Genomic DNA, 26279 nt, shown 5'->3' with positions numbered 1-26279 from the left:
CGTTGCGAAGAGTTTGCTTAGGATTCACCCACATGTTCACGTAAAGACACACCGTTATGTCATTCTCACCATAACCTGTTGTCTCAATATGAGGAAAGAATCACCTCAGCACGTGTCCATTTCGTGACCGGGCATGGAGCGTACTCACAGGTTGAAATGGCTGCCAACTGCAGTCGTGCCCTCAAGTCGGCGGTCCTTGGTAGGTTAGCGGAGTGACTTTTGTGCCGCCCCACCCTGAACGCGACGACGAGCCTGTCGTGGACCGTTCCGCCGAATCGATGGCACCGCTCGCCACCGAGTCGGCTGCCACCGAGTCGGCTGCCACCGAGTCGGCTGCCACCGAGTCGGCTGCCACCGAGTCGGCTGCCACCGAGTCGGCTGCCACCGAGTCGGCTGCCACCGAGTCGGCAGCCGGCAATCCGGAAGTGCGCAAGCCGGCAGTTCGTAAGCCGGCGGCCAGCAAGCCGGCAGTTCGTAAGCCGGCGGCCAGCAAGCCGGCAGTTCGTAAGCCAGCGGCCAGCAAGCCGGCAGTTCGTAAGCCGGCAGCCAGCAAGCCGGCGGCGGTCAAGTCAGCCGACACTCAGGCGGTTCCGGACGAAGGCGCACGTAAGCCGGCTGTGCGCCAAGCAGCTGTGCGCAAACCAGCTGTGCGTAAGCCAGCTGTGCCTAAGCCAGCGGCCGGCGAACCAGCGGCGGCTAAACCAGCGGTTCGTAAACCAGCAGTGCGCACGTCGACGACGCCCAGAAAGCTGACGACGCCAAAACCGGACGTTGTCCCGTTAGCCAGGACGACTGAACAGACACTTGCCGAGAACGCAACCGACGAAACGACGCGACCCTACGCGACCCGCGATGCGCTCGTCGGGGTCGATGCGGAACAGCCGCTTTCGACGCCGGTCCCGCCGCTGCCTGATCCAACCATCGATTCATCCCCACAGGAAACGCCCAAGACGGCCACAATTCGCACCAACTCACAGTCAGCCGCGAAGGCTGTCACCTCTCCGGCAGCGGAGTCGGCAAAGAAGCCCGCCGTCATTGAAGCTCCGATAGTCATTGCAGCCCGAGGACTCGTGAAGAGATTCGGCCACAACGTTGCGGTCTCCGATCTCGACCTCACCGTTCGGGCCGGTTCGTTCTATGGCATGGTCGGGCCGAACGGGGCCGGAAAGACCACGACCCTGTCGATGATCACCGGGTTATTACGGCCAGCCGCCGGAAATATCACGGTGCACGGTATTGATGTCTGGGCTCGGCCCAACGAAGCAAAGCGTGTGATGGGCGTTCTGCCCGACCGGCTTCGACTTTTTGATCGCCTCTCCGGGGCGCAACTCCTCTACTATGCTGGCACCCTGCGCGGCCTCGACAACGACACCGTGCGCAGCAGGTCGGCGGATCTCGCTGCGGCTTTTGGTCTCGAGGATGCCCTCAACCGTCTCGTTGCGGACTACTCCGCCGGCATGACGAAGAAAATCGCCCTGGCCTGCGCGATGATTCATTCCCCGCGGGTGCTCGTGCTGGACGAGCCGTTCGAGTCGGTCGACCCGGTTTCTGCCGTCAACGTCACCGAGATTTTGCAGAAGTATGTGGCCGCCGGTGGCACTGTCGTGCTGTCCAGCCACGGCATGGATCTGATCCAGCGCGTCTGCGATCATGTCGCGATCATCGTGCAGGGCCGCGTTCTGGCAGCAGGAACCATCGACGAGGTCCGTGGTTCAAAGTCGCTCGAAGATCGGTTCGTCGAGCTCGCCGGTGGGCGCAAGGTCGCGGAGGGCATGGAATGGTTGCACAATTTTTCGGACTAAAACTCCGGTTGCTCGCCAACCTGTTTCGCCGTAACCCCTGGCAGGTTGTCGGCCTGGTCGTCGGACTGCTCTACGGCCTGGGCGTCGCCATCGCAATTCTCGTTGCACTGATCACCCTGCGGTTCGTCGGTGACCCTGCAGTGATTCGCGATTCGCTAATTGTGGCCGGATCGGCCGTGACATTGGGCTTTCTGATCATCCCCATCGTGGTCGGCATCGACGACAGCATGGACCCCCGTAAGTTTGCCTTCCTCGGAATTCCGAACCGTTCGTTGTCCCTGGGCTTGGCCGGTTCGGCACTCATCGGCGTTCCGGCGCTCGCCCTGACGATCGTGCTGCTCGGCACCGTGGTCACGTGGTCGCGCGGCATCGGGCAGACTCTGCTCGCTCTGATCTCCGCCGCACTGATCCTCTCGACCTGCATTCTGCTGTCGCGAGTGAGCGCATCCCTTGCGGCATTTCTCCTGTCGACCAGACGCTCGCGCGAATTCACCGGGCTGATCGGTGTTGTTGTGCTGGTGTTGATTTCTCCGCTCGTCGTCGTGCTGTTCAGCACGGACTGGGGCCGTCATGGCCAGACCCTGGTGGCCACTCTCGCCACGATTCTGGGCTGGACTCCGCTCGGAGCAGCGTGGGCTGTTCCCGGTGACGCGTCCACCGGCGCCTGGGGCGCGGCCATTCTCAAACTGCTCATAGCCGTTGGATTCGTCTACGCGCTCTGGCTCATCTGGCAGTTCGTCGTGGCCCGCATGCTGGTCTCGCCCGGCCGTGAAGCAGCGGCGAAACAGTATTCCGGGCTGGGGTGGTTTGACCGGCTGCCGCACGGTTCCGTTGGCGCGATCGCCGCCCGTACCTTCACTTATTGGGCGCGCGACTCACGGTACTGGGTGTCGCTGATCATGATTCCGATTGTGCCCATCATCGCGATCCTGCCACTGAGTATCGTCGGTGTGCCGCTGCACTTCCTCGCGCTCGTACCGGTGCCTCTGATGTGCATTTTTCTCGGGTGGACCATGCACAATGACGTTGCCTACGACAGCACGGCGATCTGGCTGCACGTGGCGTCGGGAACGCACGGCCTGGCCGACCGGATCGGCCGGCTCCTTCCAGCGCTTGTCATGGGCATACCGCTCATCGGCATTGGCTCGGTTATCAGCGTTTCATCGTACGGCGACTGGTCAGTGCTTCCCTCGATGCTGGGCGTGAGCACGTGCATCCTCTTGGCGGGTCTGGGCTTCTCGAGCTACACCTCCACTCGTTTTCCCTACCCCGTCACCAAGCCAGGTGACAGCCCGTTCGCCCAGCCGCAGGCCGCGGAAACAGCCGCGGCGCTGGTGCAGTCGCTCACCTTCACGGGTTCAATCGTCGTGGCGCTACCCGCGCTCATTTTCGCCTACCTCGGAATCGTTGAAGATCCGGTTTGGCACCTGCGCGCCCTCGGCGTTGGCGTCGGCGTCGGCCTTGTTGCCGTCGTCGCGGGAATTTGGGTCGGCTCTCGGGCCTTCGACCGGCGCGGTCCAGAGATGCTGGCGTCTGCTCAACGGGCCTGACCCGTCGCGGCCAGAGTGTTTAGACTGGTTCCATGATTGAATTTCGCGCGAGCATTGCAGAGCCCGGCCAGCCCGGCGGCGGAACATCCACGCTTGATCGTGAGCTCGAGGAGCTCCTGAACCAGGAGCAGATCGAACCCGGCGATCACGAACGTTTCTCGCACTATGTTCCCAAAGACAAGATTCTCGAATCGGCTATCTCGGGCAAACCGGTCAAGGCACTGTGCGGCAAGAAATGGCTGCCGGGACGCGACCCGGAAAAGTTTCCGGTGTGCCCGACATGCAAGGCCATCTACGAAAAGATGAAGGACAAGTAGCGGGTATTCTTCCCGGGCTTAGCGGTAGGAGGTCGGAATCACGGCCTCGCCGCGCCCCAGCCGAAAAGCCTCGATTGGCAGTTCCTGCATGACGGATGCGTTGTGCGCACGTGCGCGCAGCGTTCCAGCCGGCCCCAAATAACGTTCGTCGACAGTGCCGTCGGTAATCAGCGGAACCAGGAGTGCTCGTTCCAGGCCGCTGCGAGAATCGAACTTGCCGCCGGGGCCGTCGCCGAGCAGGATGATCTCTTCCTGGGCGGTACCGACGGCATCCACTCGACGAAGCGCGCTCTTACGGCCACCGACGGATAGTTTCGCGGTCGATGTTTTGGCGACGGAGATCCAGTCGTCGCCGTGGCCCTTGTGCGCGACGAGCTTGTAGACCAGGCCGGCAGCCGGTTCTCCCGAACCGGTGACCACCGAAGTGCCGATGCCGAAAGCGTCGACTGGGCTGGCCGACAGCGCCGCGATGGCGAACTCGTCGAGGTCGCTGGTGACGGTGATTTTCGTGTTGACGGCACCGAGAGAATCGAGTTGGGCTCGTGCCGCCGCGACGACGATGGGGAGATCGCCGGAGTCGATGCGAATCGAACCGAGCTCGGGCCCGGCGATTTTGACCGCTAGTGCGATGCCGGCCGGCACATCGTAGGTGTCCACGAGCAGCGTCGTGGCGGTACCGAAGGCATCCACTTGCGCCTGGAACGCTTCTTCTTCGCTGTCGTGCAGCAAAACGAACGAGTGCGCCGCTGTTCCCATGGTGGGCAGGCCCCACTGACGGCCGGCTTCCAGGTTGCTCGTCGACGCAAAGCCGGCAATGAATGCGGCGCGGGCGGCGGCGACCGCTGAGTGCTCGTTGGTGCGGCGTGATCCCATCTCGGCGATCGGGCGGCCGAGGCTCACTGAGACCATGCGGGCGGCGGCGCTGGCGACTGAGATGTCGTAGTTGAGCACGCTGAGAATGAGGGTCTCCAGAATGACACCCTCGGCGAAGGTGCTCTCCACCAGCAGCAGGGGCGATCCGGGAAAGTACGCTTCGCCCTCCTGGTAACCCCAGACGTTGCCGCTGAAGGAATAGTCGGCCAGGTAGTCGAGGGTCGGAGCGCGCACGACGGCGTTGTCGGCGAGCCAGGTCAGTTCCTCAGTGGTGAAGCGGAATTGGCGAATCAGCTCGAGCAGACGGCCGGTACCGGCGACGATTCCGTAGCGCCGGCCGGTGGGCAGCCGCCGGGCAAACGCTTCGAACATGCACTCACGGTCGGCGGTCCCGCTCTGGATAGCGGCGTCCACCATCGTGAGCTCGTACCGGTCGGTGCGTAAAGCCGGGGTGCGGGCGGTGGGGCCGCCAGACGCTGGCACGGGAAACGTTGGGGACGGAGTCACCCGGCACAGCTTATCCGCTTGTCGGGCTAGGCTTGATCTCCGTGACGGATACACCGATTGGTATTTTTGATTCCGGAGTCGGCGGCCTGACCGTTGCCCGGGCGATCAAGGACCAGTTACCCAACGAGTCCATCCTCTACATCGGCGATACGGCCCACTCGCCGTACGGGCCCAAGAAAATAGCCGACGTACGGGAGTTCGCCCTTGACGTGCTCGACGATCTCGTGGCGCAAGACGTGAAACTGCTGGTGATCGCGTGTAACACGGCTTCAGCAGCGATGCTGCGCGACGCCCGCGAACGCTACAGCGTGCCCGTGATCGAGGTCATTCAGCCGGCCGTGCGCCGCGCCGTCACAACCACCCGCAACCAGCGAGTGGGAGTCATCGGCACCCTTGGGACTGTCAATTCGCGTGCCTACAACGACGCCTTCGCCGCAGCGCCCCAGATCACGCTGTTCAGCCAGGCCTGCCCGCGGTTTGTTGAGTTTGTCGAAGCCGGCGTCACGACCGGCGCCGAGGTGCTCGCCGTCGCTGAGGAATACCTCGCGCCGCTGCGCATTGCAGGTGTCGATACCCTCGTACTCGGCTGCACCCACTATCCCTTTCTGCGCGGTGCCATCTCGTATGTCATGGGAGAAGACGTCACCCTGGTCTCGAGTGATACCGAAACGGCCAATGACGTTTACCGGGTGCTGGTGAGTCAGGGCCTCGAACGCGCACGCACGAGCCCGCCCAGCTACCGTTATGAGGCTACCGGAGACAGTGCCGAGGACTTTCTGGCCCTGGCCCATCGTCTGATCGGACCCGAGGTTAGCCGCGTCGACCTGATCGAGACCGGCACGCTTAACCTTGCCGAACTGGCCGCATCCGCCCTGAGCGGTTCCCCGTCTTCCCCTTCACACCCGAATCACTAGGAGCACACTGTGACCGAGACCCTGCGCGCCGATGGGCGCACCAACGACGAACTTCGCCCGATCACGATCGAGCGCGGCTGGAGTGACCAGGCCGAAGGCTCAGCCCTGATCTCTTACGGCCGCACCAAGGTGCTCTGCACGGCGTCGTTCACCAACGGCGTTCCGCGTTGGATGAGCGGCAAGGGCAAGGGCTGGGTCACCGCCGAATACTCGATGCTGCCACGCTCGACGAACAGCCGCATGGACCGCGAATCGGTCAAGGGCAAGATCGGCGGTCGTACCCACGAGATCAGTCGCTTGATCGGTCGCAGCCTGCGCGCGGTCGTCGATATGAAGGCGCTCGGCGAGAACACGCTCGTGCTCGACTGCGACGTGTTGCAGGCCGATGGAGGAACCCGCACCGCGGCCATCACCGGCGCGTACGTCGCCCTCGCCGACGCACTCGAGTGGGGACGCACCAAGAAGTTCATCTCGCAGAAGGCGCAGCCGCTCATCGACAGCGTCTCGGCCGTGTCCGTTGGCATCATCGGCACAGTGCCCATGCTCGACCTCGCCTACACCGAAGACGTGCGCGCTGACACCGACATGAACGTCGTCGTGACCGGGCGCGGCAAGTTCGTCGAGGTGCAGGGCACCGCCGAAGCTGCACCGTTCGACCGCAGCGAGCTCGACGTTCTGCTCGACCTCGCCCTGAAGGGCGCCGTCACCCTGACCGAGTTTCAAACCAGCGCACTGGAGCGTTGAGCGGTGCAGATCGTTCTCGCCACGCACAACGCCCACAAGGTCGAAGAGTTGCGGCGCATCCTGGCCGCCCAGTTGCCTGGCATCGAGGTGCTCGCCTATGACGGCCCTGAACCGGTCGAGGACGGCATCAGCTTCACCGAGAATGCCCTGATCAAGGCGCGTGCCGCTGCCGCTCATACCGGGCTGCCGTCGATCGCCGACGACTCGGGCATCTGCGTCGACATTCTCGGCGGTGCACCGGGAATCTTTTCGGCGCGCTGGTCGGGACCGGCCAAGGATGCCGGTGAGAACCTGCGTCTGCTGCTCTGGCAGCTCAGCGACGTTTCCGAGGAGCACCGTGACGCCCACTTCACCTGTGTGGCCGCTCTCGCCCTGCCCGACGGCACCGAGCGGGCTGTGACCGGTGAATGGCCAGGACAGCTTCTGTTCCAACCGGCCGGCGCCAACGGTTTTGGATACGACCCGATCTTTCTGCCCGAAGGGTACGCCATTTCGGCGGCCGAGCTCTCGGCCCACGTGAAGAACCAGGTCAGCCATCGGGCGATCGCGTTCGAGGGTCTCGTTCCGGTGCTGCGTGAGGTGCTCAGCGCCTCTTAGCGCTCTGTTGGATCGAGTACCACTCGGATACTGAGAACGGCATTCATTCCCATCTAGCCCGTCGGCTGGCGAGCTGGTGCGCGCGGCTCTAACGTTGAGCCATGGGCCACGATCACGCGCACGGCACCGACTCGAACCGGAGGCGACTGACCCTCGCCATTGGCATCGTGTTCGTCGTGCTGCTGCTCGAGGTGATCGGTGCGTGGCTGACCGGATCGCTGGCTCTGCTCGCCGATGCGGGGCACATGCTGTCCGACCTGTTCGGGCTCATCGTTGCCCTGACGGCCACCGTCGTGGCGTCACGCCCGGCGACGGACCGAGCCACCTTCGGTTTTCAGCGCACCGAGGTGTTCGGCGCGCTGATCAATGGGTTGATCCTGCTCGGCGTGGCCGGTGTCGTTTCGGTCGCTGCGATCACTCGCCTGGTCGCTCCGAGCGAGAACGCTGTGCTGCCGGCCCCCATGCTCGTCGTTGCCATCATTGGGCTTGCAGCGAACATCGTCGCGGTGCTGCTGCTTCGCCCGGCGGCCGCGGGGTCGATCAACATGCGTGGCGCCTACCTCGAGGTGCTCGGCGACGCCCTGGGATCTGTTGCCGTCATCGTGGCCGCCATCAGTATTCTGGTGACGGGTTTTGCCGAAGCGGATGCCATCGCCTCGCTCGTTATTGCCGCCATGATCGTTCCGCGTGCTTTCATGCTGTTACGTGACGTCGTGCGCGTGTTCAGCCAATCCACGCCGGCCGACACCGATATCTCCGAGATTCGGCGCCATCTGCTCGGCACGAATGGTGTGGTCGCCGTGCATGATGTGCACGTCTGGGCCATTACGAGTGGTGCGCACGTGTTCACCGCGCATATCGTCGTGGAGGCGGCCGTGCTGGCGTACGGTACCGACGCTTTGCTCGATGAGCTGTCGGGATGTCTCAGCAAGCATTTCGACGTTGCGCACTCAACCTTTCAGCTGGAACCGGCCGAGCACGCGGAGCATGAAGACCGCCAGCACCGCTGAGACGGTAGCGGCTTCAGCCCTCGTGGCGGCCGGTGTGGTTGGTGTTGAACGTTTCGGGGGCGAGTAGGTGACTGCCCGTGACCGTGGTGGGCAGGCCGCGCAGTCGGCGGGCTTTCACGGCTGACTGCACATAGTGGTACACCGTGGGAATGAGGGTGATGACCACCGCGCTGAGCAAGATCAGGTCGATGTACGACGTGACGAATTCGGCCACCGGCGGAATGTAGCCGAGAAAGTACCCGCCGAAGGTCAGGCCGGTACCCCAGAGCAGAGCGCCAATAAGGTTATACAACGTGTACTTGCGGTAGTCCATGTGGCCGACGCCGGCGGCGACCGGTGCGAAAGTGCGCACAATCGGCACGAACCTGGCGACGATGACAGCGACGCCACCGAATCGCACGAAGAAGGCATTGGTGCGGTCGACGTTTTTAATGCTGAAGAGGCCGGATTCTTTGCGCTCGAAGACGCGGGGACCAAATTTATGCCCAATCAGGTAGCCGACTTCACCGCCCAAAAAAGCAGCAAACCCGATGGCGAGTGCCACCCACCAGATGTCGATCTGGATGACGCCGGCAGCGGGGAACGCGAGCAAGCCGGTGATGATGAGCAGGGTATCGCCCGGTAATAGAAAACCGACCAAGAGGCCGGTTTCGGCAAACACGATCGCACAGACGACGAGCAACGCCCACGGGCCGGCCGATTCAATGATCTGGGTTGGGTCGAGCCAGGGAATCAGGGCGGTGTGAATCACGCGGGGAACTCCAGTCGGCGGAGGGCAGACGTTCGGGTAGCGACGGCGGGTGCCGAAACACAGGGTAGCGCCTAATGGTGAGAGAACGCCGGGCCGTCGACCCTGAAACAGGCGCCTCGTCAGCCGGTTGTGGGCTGGTCTCGAAGTCGCCGACTGCGGCACCTGCAGCCAGTCGCCCATGATGAACGAAACGAATGCCCTGAGTAAGGGCACCGTTTCGGCGAAGACCGAGCCACGAATGAGCAAGCACATAGGAGAGAACGGCGCCCGTGAGAGAGCGTCTTCCAATGTGCTGACCAGTGCGAAAAGTGGACCATGTGCGGGAGAGGGGACTTGAACCCCCACGCTCGAAAGCACAGGAACCTAAATCCTGCGTGTCTGCCAATTCCACCACTCCCGCTGGTGCCTTCCCAGTCTAGTTGGCCAGCCACGCGCCAGGGTCTAGTTGGCTGGGTCTGTTCCTGTAGTGACGTTTCGGCCGAGCAGCGCCGGCGCATAGGACTCCATTTGCACCCGGAGCGCCGCGACGAGCGCTGCGACCGCCGGCAGCCGCAATGACTCGGTGCGTAAAACCATCCAGTACGGCAATCGTTCCTGAAAATCGTCCGGAAGGAGGCGCACCAGATCTGCATGCTGATCGGCCATAAAGCATGGCAGGAAACCAATTCCCGCGCCGGCCCGGGTTCCCTCGACGTGAACGAACACGTTGGTCGAGCTGAGTGATTCCCGCATCTCGGGCACGAGCCGCCGGGGGGCATCGAGGTCGTCGACCTGAAGCATGGAATCCACGAAATAGACGAGCGGATGCTCGGTCAGGTCGGCAATGGTGGCCGGCGTGCCGTGGGTCTTGAGGTAGTGCCGTGAGGCGTACATTCCGAGGCTGTAGTAACCGAGCAGAATTGACTCGGCCCGATGCACTTGCGGCTCACCCACGACGACTTCAATATCCAGCCCCGAACGGTGCTGTAGGGCGCGGCGGGTGACGGTAACGATTTCGACCCGCAATAGCGGATGCCGGCGCTGCAGTAAGGCCACGGCCGGGGCAGCGATGTAGGCGCTGAAGCCGTCAGTCGCCGACATGCGTACCACCCCGGAGATCTGCTGGGCTTCGTCGTCAGAACCGCGCAGTAAGCTGACGGCCGATTCCACGCCCTCGGCCGCCGTGCGGGCGCGTTCTCCAAGCTCGGTCAGTTCCCACCCACCCACGGCGCGGGCCAGCAGACGGCCGTCGAGGGTCTTTTCGAGGGCGCTGATGCGCCGAGACACGGTGGTGTGGTTGAGGCCCAGGCTTTCAGCCGCGGTCGTGAATCGGCCGGTGCGGGCGACCGCGAGAAAGATGAGGAGATCATCGGGATTGGGGGCGACACCGATGTCGGGAAAGGTCATATCTGCAATTATGCACACGCCCTCTGTCGTTTTGGCTCTTGATGCTCCGCCCGTCGTGCGTGAATACTCGGTTAGGTCGTGATTCTGTTAAGGCGACCACAATCGTCCCGAATCATCGGACCGCAACTACGTGTCATCGACGACACAAAGGAGACAGACAATGAGTGTCAATCAACGCGTTGGGGCTGCCGGTTCCGGCAAGGCTACGCGCAACGCCGGCAGCGAAACCGAGAAATCCGGCCTCAAGAAAATCGTCGCCGCCTCCATGGTCGGCACGGTCGTGGAGTGGTACGAGTTCTTCCTCTACGCAACCGCCGCGAGCCTGGTCTTCGGTACGGTCTTCTTTCCGAACGCCGGCAGTGAGCTTGACGGCATCATCGCAGCCTTCCTCACCTATGCGGTCGGCTTCATCGCCCGGCCTCTGGGCGGCATCGTGTTCGGTCAGATCGGTGACAAGCTCGGCCGCAAGCACACGCTGCAGGTGACCATCATCATGGTTGGTGCCGCCACGTTCCTGATGGGATGCCTGCCCGGCTTCGACACCATCGGCTACTGGGCGCCGGCCCTGCTCGTGGCACTGCGCTTCATTCAGGGATTCGCCGTGGGTGGCGAATGGGGCGGCGCCGTTCTGCTCGTCGCCGAGCACAGCCCGAACCAGTCCCGAGGCTTCTGGTCAAGCTGGCCGCAGGCCGCCGTGCCGGTGGGCAACCTGCTCGCCACCCTGGTGCTGCTCACCATGACGTGGATCCTTCCGCCCGAACAGTTCCTTAGCTGGGGCTGGCGCGTGGCCTTCTGGCTCTCCGCGATCATCGTCGTCATCGGCTACTACATTCGCACCCATGTCAGTGAAGCCCCGATCTTTCTCGAGGCCCGCGCGCAGGTTGAAGCCGAGAAGGCCGTCAACTACGGCGTGCTCGAGGTCGTACGCAAGTACCCCAAGGGCATCCTTGGAGCCATGGGCCTGCGATTCGCCGAAAATATTTTGTACTACATCATCGTGAGCTTCACGATCGTCTACCTGAAGACCGTGCACGAATACGACACTGGCCAGCTGTTGATCGCCCTGCTCATCGCACACGTCGTACACTTCATCGTCATTCCCCAGGTCGGTCGTCTCTCCGACCGCCTGGGCCGTAAGCCCGTCTACCTGGCCGGCGCCGTACTCGGTGCTTCCTGGGCGTTCTTCGCCTTCCCCCTGTTCGACACCCTCAACCCGGTGCTGATCATTCTGGCCGTCACGGTCGGGCTGTGCTTCCACGCCCTGATGTATGCGGGGCAACCCGCCATCATGAGCGAGATGTTCCCGACCCGAATGCGCTACTCCGGGGTGTCCCTCGGCTACCAGGTCACCTCGATCCTGGCCGGATCGATGGCGCCGATCATCGCCTCTGCGCTATTGCAGCGATACAACAGTTGGATTCCCGTCGCGATCTACATCATGATCGCGTGCGCCATCACGGTGGTCGCCGTGGTCACGCTCAAGGAGACCAGGGGAGCGTCGTTGCGCGAAGTCGACGCTGTCGACGCCCGCAAGCACGGGCTCGAGCCCGTCGGTACCGGGGACTGATCCGGCGCAAGCGACTGGGTCGGCAAGCAACTGGTCAGGGAGGTGAGGCGCCGGTGGTGCCTCGCCTCCCACCGACCTGCCCGTGCAGTGAATGTGCAACCAAAGGAGCATCATGAGTGATCTCACCCACGCCGGCAGCAACGCCGCCCCCGTTCGCACCAGTGCAGAGCCCCTCGCCGGGCGTCGCGCCGTCGTCACCGGCGGTGCGAGCGGAATTGGCGCCGCCGTCGTTCGGGCGCTTGCCGCCCGCGGCGCGCATGTCGTCGTCGCCGACATCGACACGGCGGGTGCCACCGCGCTCGCCGAGGAGGTCGGCGGGTCGGTCTGGACCGTCAACCTCATGGATGCCGCTGCCCTCACCGATGATGCGCTCGCGTCCGCGCTCACGGGGGTCGACATCCTGGTCAACAATGCTGGAATCCAGCGCATCAACCCCATCCAGGACTTCAAGCCGGCCGACTTCCACAACATCCTCACCCTCATGCTGGAGGCGCCGTTCCTGCTGATTCGAGCAGTGTTGCCGCAGATGTATGCAGCGAAGTTCGGGCGCATCATCAATGTGTCGTCGGTGCACGGCATTCGGGCGTCGCCGTTCAAGAGCGCCTATGTGTCGGCCAAGCACGGACTCGAAGGGCTGTCCAAGGTGACCGCACTCGAGGGCGGCGAGCACGGAGTCACCAGCAATTGCGTTGCTCCTGGCTATGTGCGCACGCCCCTGGTCGAGAAACAGATCACCGACCAGGCACTCGTGCACGGCATTCCGGAATCGGAGGTGCTGAGCACGATCATGCTCACCGAGAGCGCAATCAAACGCCTGGTTGAACCGGCCGAGGTCGGCTCGCTCGTGGCCTGGCTCGCCTCCGACGCCGCCGCCATGGTCACCGGGTCCAGTTACACGATGGATGGCGGCTGGTCGGCGCGGTAACGCTGGGTCGCTGCGCTGGGCGGCTGCCCTGGTCAGAAGCGGCGGGTCGGGATGATCGCAATGGATTCCCGGCATCCGTTGCGATCATTTTTGCTGTTCAGAAAAGTAAAAAACAAGCCCTGTGGACAACTTAGGCGAAGAATCAGAAATCGGGCCATCATTCGGGGATGACCGAAGCCGTTCGTATCATTACAGAGCAGGTTCGACTGCGCGTGCGCCGCGAAGGCGTTGACCTCGCGGCCAACAACGCGTTGGTGGAGCAGTACGTGCGCGACGAACTGCGTCGCTACAGCGAGCGGGCGCTCGGAGGGCTCGCGCCGATGATCGCCGATGAACACCAGGCCGCCCGCGAGGTCGTGGCCGCGCTCACTGGGTTTGGCGTGCTGCAGCCGTTTCTTGACGATCCGGAGATCGAAGAAATCTGGATCAATGGCCCGGCCCGAGTGTTCGTAGCACGAGACGGGGTGCCCGAGTTGACCCCACTGTTGCTCGCAGAGCAAGACGTGCGTGATCTGGTCGAGCGGATGTTGCAGGCCTCCGGTCGCCGCGTCGACCTCTCGTCGCCGTTCGTCGACGCGTCGCTGCCCGACGGTTCACGCCTGCACGTGGTGATTCCGGATATTACGCGTAAACACTGGGCGGTGAACATTCGCAAGTTCACCCGGCGAATCCGCGACCTCAACCAGCTGGTCGGGCTCGGCGCGCTCACCCAGCAGGCAGCCGATTTTCTTCGGATCTGCGTGCTGGGCGGGCAGAATATTCTGGTCTCCGGCGCCACCCAGACCGGTAAAACGACGATGCTGAACGCCCTGCTCTCGTCGACCCGGCCGGGCGAACGCATCGTGACCGTAGAGGAGACCTTCGAACTCGACCTGTCGGCCCGTGATATGGTCGCGATGCAGTGCCGGCAGCCGAGCCTGGAGGGCACGGGGGAGATCACCCTGCGGCGGCTGATCAAAGAGTCATTACGGATGCGGCCCGACCGGCTCGTGGTCGGCGAGGTACGCGAGGCAGAAAGTCTCGATCTGCTCATCGCCCTGAACAGCGGGCTGCCCGGCATGTGTTCCATTCACGCCAACAGCGCCAGGGATGCGCTCGCGAAACTCTCAACTCTGCCGCTGTTGGCCGGCCGTAACATTGACTCCTCGTTCGTGCTGCCAACCGTGGCGGGCTGCATCGACATCGTGGTGCACTGCGAGATCGATCGCCACGGCCGCAGGCGGGTCACCGAAATCATCGCCCCGAGCGGCCAGTTGGCGGGCTCGACCATCGAGGCGAGCCCTCTCTTCCTCTCTCCGCATGGCCACCTCGAGCCGACCGGTTCGCATCCCACCAAGCTCGCCAAGTTTCGCGCAGCCGGCGTCGACCCGGCGGCGGTATTGCGGCAGGGAGCCGCATGACTCTCGTACTGGGGTGCCTGCTCGGGAGCGGTCTCGTATTGGTTCTCGCACCGTTACTGTGGCCGGCCGGGGCCACGCCCCAGCGGGCGAGAATGGGGGAGCGAATGCGGGCGCGCCTGGTTCAAAGCGGACTGCGAGCCGTTCCGGTTCCGGCGTTCCTGGCTCTGTCGGCGATTGTGGGTGTGGCATCCGCTGCCCTGGTGCACGGAATCTTCGCGGTGCTCGCGCTCAGCGCTGTCGCCGGTTTGGGCGGACTAGTGCTGCCCTGGTCGATTGTGTCGTGGCGGGCGGCGGCCCGGCGCCGGGCTAATCGCACGGTGTGGCCCGACGTCGTCGACCATCTGGTCTCGGCGCTTCGCTCCGGGCTGGCGTTGCCAGACAGCGTGAGCAGCCTCGCCCAGGCCGGCCCGGTCGCGACCCGCATCGCCTTCGCCCAATTCGAGCGAGAATATCGCGCGACCGGCAATTTCAGCTACTGCGTTGAAGAACTCAAACGTTCCCTCGCCGACCCGGTTGCCGACCGCATTCTCGAGACGTTGCGGATGGCTCGCGAAGTTGGCGGCAGCGACCTCACCGTCGTACTGCGCAGCCTCGCGGCCTGGCTGCGTCAGGATGCCGCGGTGCGGCTCGAAGTGGAAGCCCGCCAGTCGTGGGTCGTGAATGCTGCCCGACTGGGCGTTGCGGCACCGTGGATCATTCTCATTCTGCTCGCCTCCCGCCCCGAAGCGGCCATCGCCTACAACTCGCCGGCCGGCATCGTTGTGATCGCGAGCGGACTTGTCCTGTCGGTCATCGCCTATCGAGTGATGATTGCTCTCGGTCGACTTCCGGAGGAACGCCGATGGTTCGCTTAATCGGCGGGTGTCGCCGATGAGCGCCGCCCTCGGCTGGGCCGTGTTGTGCGGAACGGGTCTCGGGGTAGGGTTGTGGTCGCTCGTGAGCCTGACGCCGCGGCTGACCAGGCCCCGCCTGATCGACCGCGTGGTGCCTTACATTCTTGATATTTCTCCGGAAGCGCGTCGCATCGTCGCCCGGCAAACGGTGAACCCGATTCCCGTGCTGGGAACCCTATTCGCGCCGCTGTTCGGTGCGCTCACACGGGGGTTATCGAGTCTTCTCGGCGGCAGCGAGACCATTGCACGCCGACTGCATCAGTCCGGGTCGACGAAGACGGTGGAGGAGTTTCGCTCCGTGCAGCTCGTTTGGGCGTTACTGGCCTTTGCCGCGGGAACGGTGATCACCATCGTTGCCCTGCCCGAGCTGTTACTGCCTGCCCGTCTGGTCGTGCCCTTCGTGGCCGCGGTCGGGGGCGCCGTACTGCGGGACTGGTTGCTCCACCGGGCCGCCATCGCACGACTGGCTCGTATACGCAGCGAACTGCCGACCGTTCTTGAATTCCTCACCCTGTCGCTGTCGGCGGGAGAAGGCATCCTGGATTCGATTCGACGGGTGTCGCTCACCAGCACGGGGGCGCTGTCTCACGAATTCGCGGGCGTGGTCGCCGACGTTCATACCGGGATTCCCATTGGTTCGGCATTGCAATCGCTGTCGCGCAGCATCCAGTTGCCGGAGGTGACCCGGTTCGTCGAGCAGGTCACCGGCGCCCTGGACCGTGGGTCGCCGCTGGCCGAGGTGCTGCGCGCGCAGGCGCAGGATTCCCGCGACCAGACCAAGCGCACGCTGCTCGAGTTGGCAGGAAAGAAAGAAGTCGCGATGCTCGTGCCGCTGGTCTTTCTCATTCTTCCGATGACTGTTCTGTTCGCTGTTTTTCCCGGACTCGTCGTGCTCCAGGCCGGGTTCTGACGCTCCACTGCACCATCCACTCCACGAGAAAAGAGAATGACATGACCCGAATCATGCTCCGCGTCAATAGCCTGCTCCGCGATGAAACAGGAGACGTGCCCGGCTGGGTGCTGATAACCCTGATGACGGCAGGCTTAGTTTTGATCATCTGGGGACTCGCCGGCCCGGCGCTCAGCGGGGTGTTCCAGCAGGCCATGGATCGCGTGAGCAGTTTCTGACCGTTCGACATGCCCAAATTCGGTAAGCGGATGCGGCGCCTCGCCCCACTGCGCCGCGCCGCGTTGCGAGGCGAGGCGGGTTCCGCCGTGGCCGAATTTGTCATGGTGGTGTCATTGCTGAGCTTTCTGACGCTTATGGTCATGCAGCTGGCCCTCGCGCTGCACATTCGCAACACAGTGCTCGACGCCGCGGCTGAGGGTGCCCGCTACGCCGCGCTCGCCGACAGCAGTCTGCCCGCGGGCGCCCAACGCACCCGCGATCTGATCACGACCGCTATCGGAGCGACCTATGCCACCGATGTCGCGGTGCAGTACGGAGTGAGTGCCGGGTATCCCACCGTCGAAGTTCGGGTGGTCGCGCCGCTGCCGCTGATGGGCTTGCTCGGCGCCCCGCGCGGATTGGACGTGGTCGCTCATGCTGCGGTCGAATCGTTGCAGTAGATGGTCGGAGGCGGGTTCGGCTTCGCTCGAATTCATCACGGCGGGCATGATCCTGCTGGTGCCCCTGGTCTATTTGGTGCTCGCGCTGTCCGCCCTGCAGGGTGGCGCGCTTGCCGTCGAGGGAGCCGCGCGGCAGGCCGCGCGAGTCTACGTTCAGGCCCCCGACGAGGGCACAGCGACGGCGCGGGCGCATCGAGCCGTTGCCTTCGCGCTTTCGGATTACGGGCTCGACCCGGGCGACGCTGAAGTGCAGATCGAGTGCGCTGGCGGAACCAGTGGCTGTTTGACCAGCCACGGGCTCGTGACGGTCACCGTGCGAATCGGCATTGCGCTGCCGCTGGTGCCCGACCTGCTCGCACTGAACCAGAGTGCGAGTGTGCCGATGACAGCGGCGTCGACGCAGATGGTGTCCCGATTCGGCGGCCTTGGATGACTGGGCACCGGTCGCGCGCGTCGAACGAAGATGGTTCGACCCTGTTGCTCACAATTTTCTATGGCTTTCTGGCACTGAGCCTCGTACTGGTGGCCCTGTCAGCGACGTCGCTCTACCTCGAACACAAGCGGCTGCTCAGCCTCGCCGACGGTGCAGCGCTGGCCGGGTCTGAGGCGTTCACCCTCGACGCGGTGCGGGTCGGTGTGGTCGGGCCACGGCCGCAGCTGAGATCGGGCGACGTGTCGGCGGCGGTCGGTGAATATCTGCGCCTCGTTCCGCACGACTCATTCGAGGCGCTCACCGTGACGAGCGCGGCATCCGCTGACGGGCAGAGCGCGTCGGTGACGCTGCGATCGTGGTGGCGCCCACCCGTGCTGACCTTCGTGGTGCCCGACGGGGTACCACTGGAGGTGACGGCGGTGTCCCGGGCGGTGTTTTATTAGACGGGGCGCACAAAGTCGCACTGGTAATTTCAGGATAAAAGCGTACGATACACAGACACGTAGTCGACATAAAGCCTCCTACCTCGTAGAGGGCTTCAGGTTTTGTACCTCCGTCGACACCGTGCCAGCCCCGGTCCCCGGTTGGTAGTGCCGACGATCTTGAGTCGTCGTTCATCCGGGCAGGTCGCCGCCGGTTGACGTGGACCAACTCGGCGGCGTGCACACCGAGATCGGCTGGGAAATCATGGATGCATTACTGGACGAGCACGTCGTGGACGAGCTCGACTTCGATGCACTACTTCCTTGCGAGGGCGTGCACCACGACCGCGGACTCAGCGGGCACGACCCGGCCGAATCGGGCGGCTACATGGTGATTTCACCGTGCTGCGGCCCCAAAGTGATTCAGTGTGCGCCGCGGGTCGACGCTATGCGCGTATCCGGCGTGCTCTACTGCGGCTCGTGCCGGCACGAACATCTCACGAGCGAATACCAGTTCATTCCCCTGCAGCTGTAGACGGCGGCTCGTACCCGCATTATCGAAAGCGGATGCCGCGAGCGGTACTGTCGGTAGGTGCCCTGACGGCGCCGACAGGAGCAGTGTGCGTACCAGGCGGGACAAACTGAGCGGTGCCGGAGCTCAGCTCGCCACCGAGGTCAGCATCAATTTTGGCTCATCACTGGCCGGACTACTCATTCCCGTCGTCGGTTCGCCCATCGTGGTCGCGGTCCGCCAGATCGTCATGGTCGTTGTCGTGCTGCCGCTCGCCCGGCCCAAATTGAAAAACCTGACCTGGGTCCGAATCTGGCCGGCGCTGGCCCTTGGCGTCGTGCTTGCCGTCATGAACCTCACCTTCTATCAGGCCGTCAGCATCCTCGGACTCGGCATCGCGGCGACGATTGAATTTCTCGGGCCCTTCGCCCTGGCTTTGATCACAAGCCGCCGCATCCTGGATTTCGTGTGCGCTGCGGCCGCTGCCGGAGGAGTCTTTCTGCTGACCTGGTCGGACGGCACTCTCGACGTGCTCGGAATTGTGCTGGCGCTCACGGCAGCAGCCTCGTGGTTTTGCTACATTCTGCTGACCCGCCGGGTGGCGACCGAATTCGCCGGACTTGAAGGCATCTCAGTCGCGAGCATGGTGAGCCTGGTGATCGTGGTACCGATCGCCCTGTTCACGCTCGATCTGTCGGCCTTCACCTGGGGCGTCGTTGGACTGCTCCTGCTCGTGGGCGTGGTCTCCTCGGCCTTTCCGTACACGCTCGACACCTACATTTTGCGTCGGATCAGCCCGCGCCTGTACGCGATCATCACCAGCTTCGGCCCGGTGATCGCGGCCGGTTTCGGCGCGCTCGTGCTGGGCGAGACCTTCACACTGCTGCAGCAGATCGCTATCGTCGTCGTCTGCGTGGCGGCGGGCGCAGCGATCGCGACCCAGCGCGACCGGCCAATCTACGACCTCGAACTGACCGCGACCGCCATTCCTTAGAGCTGATGGATCTGTGGGGCAGGGGCGTGGTATCCACTCATGAAACGGCGCTACTCGACGCGCAGGCCGAGGTGCGCGGCCAACAACGGTGCCAACAGGCTCAGCTGGGCGTCGTCGATCGTCGCGCCGCGCAGTCCCTCGAGGCCGTGCACGGCCAAGAAATCACTCGAGCGCAGGTCGACGTCTTTGAGCTTGGCGCTGCCGATCTCCAGTGTGCCGATGCGGCAGTTCTGCAGCTCCAGTCGCTGCACGGTGGCGCTGCCAAGGTCGAGTTCTTCGATGATGCAGTTACTGAGGAGCACGTCGGTCAGGGTGGCGTTGCGCAGATTCACGAAATCGAGCTTCGAGCCGTCGATGTGCACGGAACGCATCGTCGCCTCGTAGGCCTCGACCGAGCCGAGCCGGGCGTGCTCGATGCGTACGTCACGCCAGCTGGAGCGCGGCGCGCTGAACACCGGCGCGTGGAGGTCGGTCGCGAGGCACTCCGAAAAGGATGCCCCGCGCAGTGTGGTCTCGTGCAGGGACACCTTGCTAAATTCGCACTCCTCGAAGGTGATCCCGGTGAGGTCGCGGCCATCCAGGTCGATGCCGGTGTACCGCTTGGCTTCGCGTGTGTCGCCGGAGCGCAACAGCACGCCATCGTCGTCAACGAGGTCGGGCAGGATGATGCGGTCGATCGACGCCTTCCGGGTGCTTGCTTTCGCCACCCTATTCGATGGGTTCGAGAACGAAGACGGGAATCTCGCGCTCGGTCTTGACCTGGTAGTCAGCGTAGTCGGGGAATGCTGCCACGGCACGCTTCCACCAGGCAGCCTTTTCGTCGCCGGTGACTTCGCGGGCGCGCATGTCCCACTTCTTTGTGGCGTCTTGCAGTTCAACCTCGGGATGAGCTACAACATTGGCATACCAGACCGGGTTCTTGGGGCTGCCGCCGAGCGAAGCGACGACGGCGTACTGGCCGTTGTGTTCGACGCGCATCAGCGGTGCCTTGCGGAGCTTGCCGCTTTTCACACCGACGGTGGTCAGCACGATCACGGGCATGCCGCGCAGGGTCGTTCCCTCCGTGCCGCCGGACTTCTCGATCTGGTCGACCTGGTCGCGCACCCATTGGGCGGTGCTTGGTTCGTATTCTCCGATGAGGGGCATACTCGGAGGCAACGCCTGAGCCGCTGGGAACATTCCACCCGGCCGGCACCGGCGAGTCGTACGTCACCACACCCGGAGCATAACTCCTGCATATCGTGGGCCCCGATGTGCGGATGCCCGCAATTTCAAGGAAAAACTCTGGCCGGCTCGCAAATTGCAGGAGATATGCGCCGCTGGCTGGGTGGGTGGGTGGTGTGCGGGCTGGGTGGGCTGGCTGGGTGGGTGGGTGTGCGGGCTGGGCGGCTGGGCGGCTGGGTGGGTGGTTAGAGCTGGCGGGGGTGGTGCGGGGCGTACCGGGGAAGGTAACGGCGCAGCAGAACAGCACCGCACAGGCCGATAACCCCCATGAGTCCGCTCGCGACCGAGAGGGAGGCCAGGGCAGTGATGCCCGCAACGGCCAGCGGGGCGGCGGCGCTGCCAAAGTCGGCCGTGAACCGCCAGGCGCCGAGGAACGGTGCGGGATTCGGGCGGGGAGCCAGATCGGCACCGAGGGTCATGAGCAGGCCGCTGCCGATCCCATTGGCCAGCGACAGAAACATGGCCACGCCGATGAACCATTCCACGTTGCTCGGCAGGTCGTGCGTAAACGCGAGCGCCAGATGACCGGCGCCGAGTCCGATCATTGACGGCAGGGCGCTCCAGATGCGACCGAATCTGTCCATGATCTGGCCGCTGGCATAAAACAGGGCGAAGTCGATGCCGCCGGCGATGCCGATGATGAGCGCTGTGTCGGGGGCGCTGATGCCGATGCTGACTGCCCAGAGCGGGAGCATGACTGTGCGGGTGGCCCGCATCGCACCGATCAGGCCAGCGCCGGTGCCGAGCCGCAGCAGAACTCCGCGGTGACTCCAAATGGTTTGGAACAGCCCCTGAACGGGCACGGCCGGCCGCGCGGTTCCGGTGCTGCTGATTGCCCCCGTGGTCGTGTCGGTGGCGTCGAAGACGGTTTCACCAGCGGAGGGAACGGCAAATGTTTTCGATGGGTCTGGCAACAACAGCAGCAGCACTGAGGCACCGACGCAACAGACGATGAACACCCAAAACACGACCTGGGTGCCGCCGGTCAGGTGGATCAGTCCCGCCGAGAGAAATGGGCCCACAAACCAGCCGGCCCGAAACACACCGCCGAGGGTGGACAGCGCGCGGGCCCGGTAGACCAGTGGCACGTAATTGGTCATGAAGGCGTGCCGGGCGAGAGCGAAGATTGCCGTGGCGAGGCCCACCAGAAAAATACCGAGGCCGAGTACGAGCGGGTTGGGTGCGAGAATGCACACGATCACGGCACCGATAGTCAAAGCGGATGCCCCGATCATCGCATTGCGCTCCCCGATGCGCGAGACAATCCAGCCGCTGGGAATATCACCGACGAGTTCGCCGAGCATGACCATTGCCGCGATGACGCCCGCGATGGCGAGGGACGCTCCGAGGTCGCTCGCAACCACGGGAATCAGGGGGATAATGGCGCCCTCACCGATCGAAAAGAGCAGCGTCGGCAGAAACGCCACCAGGGCGACCGAGCGCAGGCTAAAGGGGCGCTCGTCGTTGCTCATCGCTTCGATGCTACCCCGGTGCACTCGTTCCACGCTTTTCCGCGTGCTTGCCGTGCCCGCCCCACCGCAGACTTCGCCCGGTAGGCTGAACAGAACATGATTGACTTGGATTTCTCAGTACAGATCGCCGCGCTGCGGACCACGTTCGGCGACATCCGTTCGGTGATCGACATTGATCGACTGCGCGCGGACATTGACGACCTCAGCGGCGAGGCCGGAATGCCCGACTTATGGGACGACACCGAGCACGCGCAGAAGGTGACCAGCGACCTCAGCCACCGGCAGGCGCAGCTGGCGCGCATCGAGAGCATCTCGACGCGGCTCGACGATCTTGAGACTCTCGTGGAGATGGCCAACGATGGCCAGGGTGACCAGGAACTGGCCGACGAGGCCACCGTCGAACTCGCCGGCCTGCAGAAACTGCTCGGCGAGCTCGAGGTGCAGACCCTGCTCAACGGTGAATTCGACGAGCGTAATGCCGTGATCACCATTCGTGCCGGTGCCGGGGGAGTGGACGCGGCCGACTTCGCCGAGATGCTGCTGCGCATGTACCTGCGTTATGCGGAACAGCACGACTACCGCACCACGGTGCTCGACATCAGCTACGCCGAAGAGGCCGGTATCAAGAGCGCCACCTTCGAGGTCGACGCCGCCTACGCCTTTGGCACGCTCAGCGTCGAGGCCGGCACACACCGCCTGGTGCGCATGAGCCCGTTCAACTCGGCCGGCAAACGCCAGACCTCGTTCGCTGCGGTCGAGGTGGTGCCCCTGATCGAACAGACCGAGTCGATCGAGGTTCCCGACGGCGACATTCGAGTCGACGTGTTCCGTTCCAGCGGCCCCGGCGGCCAGTCTGTCAACACCACCGACTCGGCCGTGCGCATCACTCACCTTCCCACCGGCACCGTGGTGAGCTGCCAGAACGAGAAAAGCCAGATTCAAAACCGCGCGGCCGCCATGCGCGTGTTGCAGTCGCGACTGTTGGTGCTGGAGCGCGAGAAGGAAGCAGCCACCAAGAAAGAACTCGCCGGCAACATCACGGCGAGCTGGGGTGACCAGATGCGCAGCTACGTGCTCGCGCCCTACCAAATGGTCAAGGACCTGCGCACCGAGTATGAGGTGAACAATCCCAGCAACGTGTTCGACGGCGACCTCGACGGATTCATCTCGGCCGGCATCCGCTGGCGCAAGAAGGCACCCGAAGACTAAAGGCTTGCTGGGGCTTGGGCCCCGCGGGTATGTCGCTATAGGGAAAACGCCCGCGGATGCTTAGGCTCTAAGAGCTATGATCCGTTTTGATCACATATCCAAGAAGTATCCCGGCACCTCTCGGCCGGCACTGAACTCGATCGACGTCGAGATTTTGCGAGGCGAATTCGTCTTTCTGGTCGGCGCCTCCGGATCGGGCAAATCGAGCTGTCTGCGGCTCGTGCTCAAGGAGGAAAAGCCGACCAGCGGCAGCATTCACGTGTTGGGCCAGGACCTGCGATCGATCTCGAACCGCAAGGTGCCCTACTTTCGCCGCAACATGGGTGTCGTCTTCCAAGACTTTCGCCTGCTGCCCAACAAGACCGTGTTCGACAACGTCGCCTTCAGCCTGCAGGTCATCGGCAAAAGCCGCGGCTTCATTCAGGAAGCTGTGCCCGACACCCTCAAGATGGTCGGCCTGGCAGAGAAGGCGCAGCGGCTGCCCCACGAACTCTCCGGAGGTGAGCAGCAGCGCGTGGCCATCGCCCGCGCCATCGTGAACAAGCCGCAGATTCTGCTGGCCGATGAGCCCACCGGAAACCTCGACCCCACCACGAGCGCCGAGATCATGTCGCTGCTCGCGAGCATCAACGCCAGTGGCACCACCGTCATCATGGCCACCCATGAGGCCGGCATCGTCGACCAGATGCAGCGCCGGGTGATCGAGCTCGTGCACGGTGAGATCGTGCGTGACGAGCGTCAGGGCGGCTACGCCACGGCGTCCATTCCCACCATCCTGCCGGCATCGACAGCCCAAGTCCCGGCCAGCGAGCCGGCGCCCGTCGCCTACGCCCGGCCTGCCGCTGCGCCTGAACCATCGCTGACGCACCCCTCTGCGCCGGTTCCCGAAACTTCCGTGTCGTTGCACCAGGCTGCAGCGGCGGCTGTTGCCGCGGCGGCGGCCGTGGCGCCGGAACCGATCGCTGCGCCTCCCGCCAGCGCCCCCGTTGTCAGCGCCCCAGTTGTCAGCGCCCCAGTTGTCAACGCCCCAGTTGTCGACGAAGTCCTCACTACACCGGTGCCCCCGATGACACGCCCGGTGCTGCCGGTCGCCCAAAACGATGACCCGGAGCAGCTCACTCTCGCCGAGAAACTCGGGCTGCGGGCGCCGGGGGAGAAACCCGATCAAACGGGCGAACAGAACGTGGGGCCAACCCGATGAGGTTCGGTTTGGTGCTGTCCGAGGCCGCAAATGGTCTTCGGCGCAATGCGTCCATGGTCGTCTCCGTCGTGCTCGTGACCTTCATCTCGCTCACCTTTGTCGGCGCGGCCATTCTCATGCAGATGCAGATCGGCCAGATGAAGAACTTCTGGTACGACAAGGCCCAGGTCGGCATCTATATGTGCTCCGATATCTCGCCGGGCGAAACCTGCACCGGCGGCGACGCGTCACCAGAGCAGATCGCCGCGGTCGAAGCCCAGCTGACCTCACCGACGCTAGCGTCCTTCATCGACAACTACTATTTCGAGACGCACGAGCAGGCCTTCGAGAACTTCAAGAAGCAGTTCGAGGGCAACCCGGTCGCCGACTATGTCACGGCTGACCAGCTGAACCAGACGTTCTGGGTGAACCTGAAAGACCCGTCCCAGTCCGCCGTGCTGGTGGAGAGCCTGTCGGGGGTCGCCGGCGTTGAGAATGTCGCTGACCAGCGTAAATATCTCGACCAGATCTTCTCCGTGCTCAATGTGGCAAGCTACACGGCCATCGGTATCGCCGGGTTGATGCTGATCGCGGCGGCGCTTCTGATCGCCACGACCATCCGTTTGTCGGCATTCTCGAGGCGTCGGGAACTGGGCATCATGCGATTGGTGGGCGCGAGCAACCGGTTTATCCAGACGCCGTTCATTCTGGAGGGTGTGTTCGCAGCGCTCCTCGGCTCGCTGCTGGCCGGCGGCGCGATTGTGGCGCTCGTGTATTTCTTTGTGCAGGGCTACCTCGGTGCGAGGCTGACCGGTTTCGCCCTGGTTGGCATGGACGATGCTCTCGTGGTGGTGCCTATTTTGCTCGTGGTCGGTGCGGTGCTCGCCGCGTTCTCCGCGAACTTCGCGATCACTCGCTACCTCAAGGTCTAGCCTGCAAGCGGATGCCGCTAGACTAGTGGGCTGTCTGCCGAACGGCCGACGGCATCCGCTTGAAGAAGAAGAATCGAGGTGAGCACATGCCCAGGGAACGTGGCGAAAAAGTCGTAGCGACCAACCGCAAGGCCCGACACGACTACCTCATCAGTGACACCTACGAGGCCGGGATGGTCTTGAGCGGCACCGAGGTCAAATCGCTCCGCGCCGGCCGGGCGACTCTGGTCGACGGCTATGCCTTCATCGAGGGCGGCGAAGCGTGGCTGGACGCGGTGCACATTCCGGAATATTCCGGCGGCTCGTGGACCAACCACCCGCCGCGCCGCAAGCGCAAACTCCTTCTGCACAAGAAGGAGATCGTCAAGATCAGCCACAAGACCAAAGAGGGCGGCTATACGCTCATTCCGCTGCGCATCTATTTTGCGGACGGTCGGGCCAAGGTGGAAATTGCCGTGGCCAAGGGCAAGAAGGAGTACGACAAGCGCCAGACGCTGCGGGAACGCACCGACAAGCGCGAATCGGACCGCGCGATATCGGCGCAGCGCCACCTCGGCGACTAGCCCGCTTCTGTAGTAGGGTAGAGGGCTGCACCCAAAGTGCAGTTTGGTAATTCAACAGCGTGTGACATGAATCCATCGCCAGCTCCGGTCTTGATTAAGACGCCGGGCGCGATGTGTATGGGGATGATCGGTTTCGACATTGTTTGCGCAATTGTGAGAAGCGGGTCGAGGATGCAGGGTTATCTCGTAAACGATCTCTGCAAAACAATAAGTGCCAAATCAAACCGCACTGACTTCGCTCTCGCTGCCTAAGCGAAAGCACTAAAGAAGTCCGCCAGACCGGGAATGCTCTCTACCCGGATCCTGACGCCATTTAGAGAGCTTGCTTCTACATTGAGCCACGGGGCGTAGAGGGACTTAAACGAAGGCTGGGCCTGTCGGAGTAGATGCCAGTGGCAAATTCCGGGGCCGAGAAAGCGACTTCACTGGATACACCCGTAGAAGGCATATGACCACAGCAGTGGACCGGGGTTCAATTCCCCGCATCTCCACAGTAGGTTCTGTCACACGTTGTTGAGTCACCGCTTCTTCGGC

Annotated in this window: 28 protein-coding genes, 1 tRNA gene, 1 other RNA gene and 1 pseudogene; 23 read left to right on the top strand and 8 right to left on the bottom strand. The window is 63.7% G+C overall.

Features of this window, described 5'->3' with window-relative positions; all coding sequences use genetic code 11:
* Positions 1-83 precede the first annotated feature (83 nt).
* Positions 84-491 (bottom strand): annotated as a pseudogene (locus E3T51_RS17535) (pentapeptide repeat-containing protein); the annotation flags it as partial.
* 468 nt (positions 492-959) lie between these two features.
* Between E3T51_RS17535 and E3T51_RS17165 the strand changes: the two are divergent.
* From E3T51_RS17165 to E3T51_RS11080, 3 genes are read left to right on the top strand one after another with little or no spacing between them, the layout of a single operon-like run.
* Entirely contained in the window at positions 960-1802 is an 843-nt protein-coding gene (locus E3T51_RS17165; protein ID WP_420898429.1) for an ABC transporter ATP-binding protein, read from the top strand.
* On the top strand, positions 1778-3352 hold the full coding sequence (locus E3T51_RS11085) for a hypothetical protein (RefSeq protein ID WP_134529890.1): 1575 nt from the start codon (positions 1778-1780) through the stop codon (positions 3350-3352). Before E3T51_RS17165 ends, E3T51_RS11085 begins: the two co-directional genes overlap by 25 nt.
* A gap of 32 nt (positions 3353-3384) precedes the next feature.
* Positions 3385-3669, top strand: a complete 285-nt coding sequence (locus E3T51_RS11080; protein WP_134529889.1) for a DUF3039 domain-containing protein — start codon at positions 3385-3387, stop codon at positions 3667-3669.
* An 18-nt stretch (positions 3670-3687) separates the two neighbouring features.
* Here E3T51_RS11080 and E3T51_RS11075 read toward each other — a convergent pair whose 3' ends face one another.
* A complete protein-coding gene (locus E3T51_RS11075; RefSeq protein WP_255453231.1) occupies positions 3688-5049 on the bottom strand; it encodes a nicotinate phosphoribosyltransferase in 1362 nt (453 codons plus the stop codon).
* Between the two features lie 41 nt (positions 5050-5090).
* Between E3T51_RS11075 and murI the strand changes: the two genes are divergently transcribed.
* The 4 genes from murI (at position 5091) to E3T51_RS11055 (ending at position 8314) form a co-directional block, all read left to right on the top strand.
* The gene (gene murI, locus E3T51_RS11070) at positions 5091-5963 is read left to right on the top strand and encodes a glutamate racemase (RefSeq protein ID WP_134529888.1); all 873 of its coding nucleotides are present in this window, start codon (positions 5091-5093) and stop codon (positions 5961-5963) included.
* Positions 5964-5972: 9 nt separating this feature from the next.
* Positions 5973-6707, top strand: a complete 735-nt coding sequence (gene rph / locus E3T51_RS11065; protein WP_104192928.1) for a ribonuclease PH — start codon at positions 5973-5975, stop codon at positions 6705-6707.
* A 3-nt stretch (positions 6708-6710) separates the two neighbouring features.
* Positions 6711-7304: an RdgB/HAM1 family non-canonical purine NTP pyrophosphatase gene (rdgB, locus tag E3T51_RS11060; RefSeq protein ID WP_104192927.1), complete on the top strand. Its 594-nt coding sequence runs from the start codon at positions 6711-6713 to the stop codon at positions 7302-7304.
* A 101-nt stretch (positions 7305-7405) separates the two neighbouring features.
* Positions 7406-8314, top strand: a complete 909-nt coding sequence (locus E3T51_RS11055; protein ID WP_134529887.1) for a cation diffusion facilitator family transporter — start codon at positions 7406-7408, stop codon at positions 8312-8314.
* Positions 8315-8327: 13 nt separating this feature from the next.
* On the opposite strand, the gene E3T51_RS11050 is transcribed toward E3T51_RS11055, so the two are convergent.
* From E3T51_RS11050 to E3T51_RS11040, 3 genes are all read right to left on the bottom strand, one after another.
* Positions 8328-9062 (bottom strand): DedA family protein, encoded by a 735-nt coding sequence (locus tag E3T51_RS11050; protein WP_199183456.1) that lies wholly within the window; start codon positions 9060-9062, stop codon positions 8328-8330.
* A 321-nt stretch (positions 9063-9383) separates the two neighbouring features.
* Positions 9384-9465: transfer RNA gene (locus tag E3T51_RS11045), tRNA-Leu, on the bottom strand.
* Between the two features lie 41 nt (positions 9466-9506).
* Positions 9507-10451 carry a LysR family transcriptional regulator gene (locus tag E3T51_RS11040; protein ID WP_134529886.1) on the bottom strand — a complete coding sequence of 315 codons (945 nt, stop codon included), beginning with the start codon at positions 10449-10451 and terminating at the stop codon, positions 9507-9509.
* A gap of 160 nt (positions 10452-10611) precedes the next feature.
* Here E3T51_RS11040 and E3T51_RS11035 point away from each other — a divergent pair, with 160 nt between their 5' ends.
* The 11 genes from E3T51_RS11035 (at position 10612) to E3T51_RS10990 (ending at position 19165) form a co-directional block, all read left to right on the top strand.
* A complete protein-coding gene (locus tag E3T51_RS11035; RefSeq protein WP_134529885.1) occupies positions 10612-12018 on the top strand; it encodes an MFS transporter in 1407 nt (468 codons plus the stop codon).
* Positions 12019-12130: 112 nt separating this feature from the next.
* Complete coding sequence (locus tag E3T51_RS11030; protein WP_134529884.1) at positions 12131-12943, top strand: 3-hydroxybutyrate dehydrogenase; 813 nt, start codon at positions 12131-12133, stop codon at positions 12941-12943.
* Positions 12944-13110: 167 nt separating this feature from the next.
* Positions 13111-14343, top strand: a complete 1233-nt coding sequence (locus tag E3T51_RS11025; RefSeq protein WP_134529883.1) for a TadA family conjugal transfer-associated ATPase — start codon at positions 13111-13113, stop codon at positions 14341-14343.
* The gene (locus E3T51_RS11020; RefSeq protein WP_134529882.1) at positions 14340-15197 is read left to right on the top strand and encodes a type II secretion system F family protein; all 858 of its coding nucleotides are present in this window, start codon (positions 14340-14342) and stop codon (positions 15195-15197) included. Before E3T51_RS11025 ends, E3T51_RS11020 begins: the two co-directional genes overlap by 4 nt.
* 16 nt (positions 15198-15213) lie before the next feature.
* Complete coding sequence (locus E3T51_RS11015; protein ID WP_134529881.1) at positions 15214-16146, top strand: type II secretion system F family protein; 933 nt, start codon at positions 15214-15216, stop codon at positions 16144-16146.
* 41 nt (positions 16147-16187) lie between these two features.
* Positions 16188-16364: a hypothetical protein gene (locus E3T51_RS16775; protein ID WP_166806445.1), complete on the top strand. Its 177-nt coding sequence runs from the start codon at positions 16188-16190 to the stop codon at positions 16362-16364.
* Positions 16365-16373: 9 nt separating this feature from the next.
* The gene (locus tag E3T51_RS11010) at positions 16374-16805 is read left to right on the top strand and encodes a TadE/TadG family type IV pilus assembly protein (RefSeq protein WP_241989279.1); all 432 of its coding nucleotides are present in this window, start codon (positions 16374-16376) and stop codon (positions 16803-16805) included.
* Between the two features lie 46 nt (positions 16806-16851).
* Complete coding sequence (locus tag E3T51_RS11005; protein WP_241989278.1) at positions 16852-17238, top strand: hypothetical protein; 387 nt, start codon at positions 16852-16854, stop codon at positions 17236-17238.
* The gene (locus E3T51_RS11000) at positions 17235-17681 is read left to right on the top strand and encodes a pilus assembly protein TadG-related protein (protein ID WP_134529879.1); all 447 of its coding nucleotides are present in this window, start codon (positions 17235-17237) and stop codon (positions 17679-17681) included. Before E3T51_RS11005 ends, E3T51_RS11000 begins: the two co-directional genes overlap by 4 nt.
* 199 nt (positions 17682-17880) lie before the next feature.
* Complete coding sequence (locus tag E3T51_RS10995) at positions 17881-18195, top strand: hypothetical protein (protein WP_134529878.1); 315 nt, start codon at positions 17881-17883, stop codon at positions 18193-18195.
* Positions 18196-18280: 85 nt separating this feature from the next.
* Positions 18281-19165 (top strand): EamA family transporter, encoded by an 885-nt coding sequence (locus tag E3T51_RS10990; protein WP_134529877.1) that lies wholly within the window; start codon positions 18281-18283, stop codon positions 19163-19165.
* A gap of 50 nt (positions 19166-19215) precedes the next feature.
* Here E3T51_RS10990 and E3T51_RS10985 read toward each other — a convergent pair whose 3' ends face one another.
* The 3 genes from E3T51_RS10985 to E3T51_RS10975 all read right to left on the bottom strand — a co-directional run bounded on the left by E3T51_RS10985 (position 19216) and on the right by E3T51_RS10975 (position 21861).
* The gene (locus E3T51_RS10985; protein WP_134529876.1) at positions 19216-19872 is read right to left on the bottom strand and encodes a pentapeptide repeat-containing protein; all 657 of its coding nucleotides are present in this window, start codon (positions 19870-19872) and stop codon (positions 19216-19218) included.
* Between the two features lies 1 nt (position 19873).
* Positions 19874-20311, bottom strand: coding sequence for a nitroreductase family deazaflavin-dependent oxidoreductase (locus E3T51_RS10980; protein ID WP_104192896.1), 438 nt, complete (start codon positions 20309-20311; stop codon positions 19874-19876).
* A gap of 263 nt (positions 20312-20574) precedes the next feature.
* Complete coding sequence (locus E3T51_RS10975) at positions 20575-21861, bottom strand: MFS transporter (protein ID WP_134529875.1); 1287 nt, start codon at positions 21859-21861, stop codon at positions 20575-20577.
* Between the two features lie 96 nt (positions 21862-21957).
* On the opposite strand from E3T51_RS10975, the gene prfB reads away from it, so the two are divergent.
* The 5 genes from prfB to ssrA all read left to right on the top strand — a co-directional run bounded on the left by prfB (position 21958) and on the right by ssrA (position 26239).
* Positions 21958-23070 (top strand): peptide chain release factor 2, encoded by a 1113-nt coding sequence (prfB, locus tag E3T51_RS10970; protein WP_134529874.1) that lies wholly within the window; start codon positions 21958-21960, stop codon positions 23068-23070.
* Positions 23071-23146: 76 nt separating this feature from the next.
* Complete coding sequence (gene ftsE, locus E3T51_RS10965; RefSeq protein ID WP_134529873.1) at positions 23147-24271, top strand: cell division ATP-binding protein FtsE; 1125 nt, start codon at positions 23147-23149, stop codon at positions 24269-24271.
* A complete protein-coding gene (gene ftsX, locus E3T51_RS10960; protein WP_104192892.1) occupies positions 24268-25182 on the top strand; it encodes a permease-like cell division protein FtsX in 915 nt (304 codons plus the stop codon). The genes ftsE and ftsX overlap by 4 nt, the downstream gene beginning before the upstream one ends.
* A gap of 86 nt (positions 25183-25268) precedes the next feature.
* The gene (gene smpB / locus E3T51_RS10955; protein WP_134529872.1) at positions 25269-25745 is read left to right on the top strand and encodes an SsrA-binding protein SmpB; all 477 of its coding nucleotides are present in this window, start codon (positions 25269-25271) and stop codon (positions 25743-25745) included.
* A gap of 119 nt (positions 25746-25864) precedes the next feature.
* Positions 25865-26239, top strand: a transfer-messenger RNA (tmRNA) gene (ssrA, locus tag E3T51_RS10950).
* The last annotated feature ends 40 nt before the right edge of the window (positions 26240-26279 follow it).

Origin of the sequence: Cryobacterium serini (assembly GCF_004404025.1) — a bacterium.
Classification (GTDB): Bacteria; Actinomycetota; Actinomycetes; order Actinomycetales; family Microbacteriaceae; genus Cryobacterium; species Cryobacterium serini.
The sequence above is the reverse complement of the archived record's forward strand: the minus strand, read 5'-3'. Positions and strand labels throughout refer to the sequence as shown.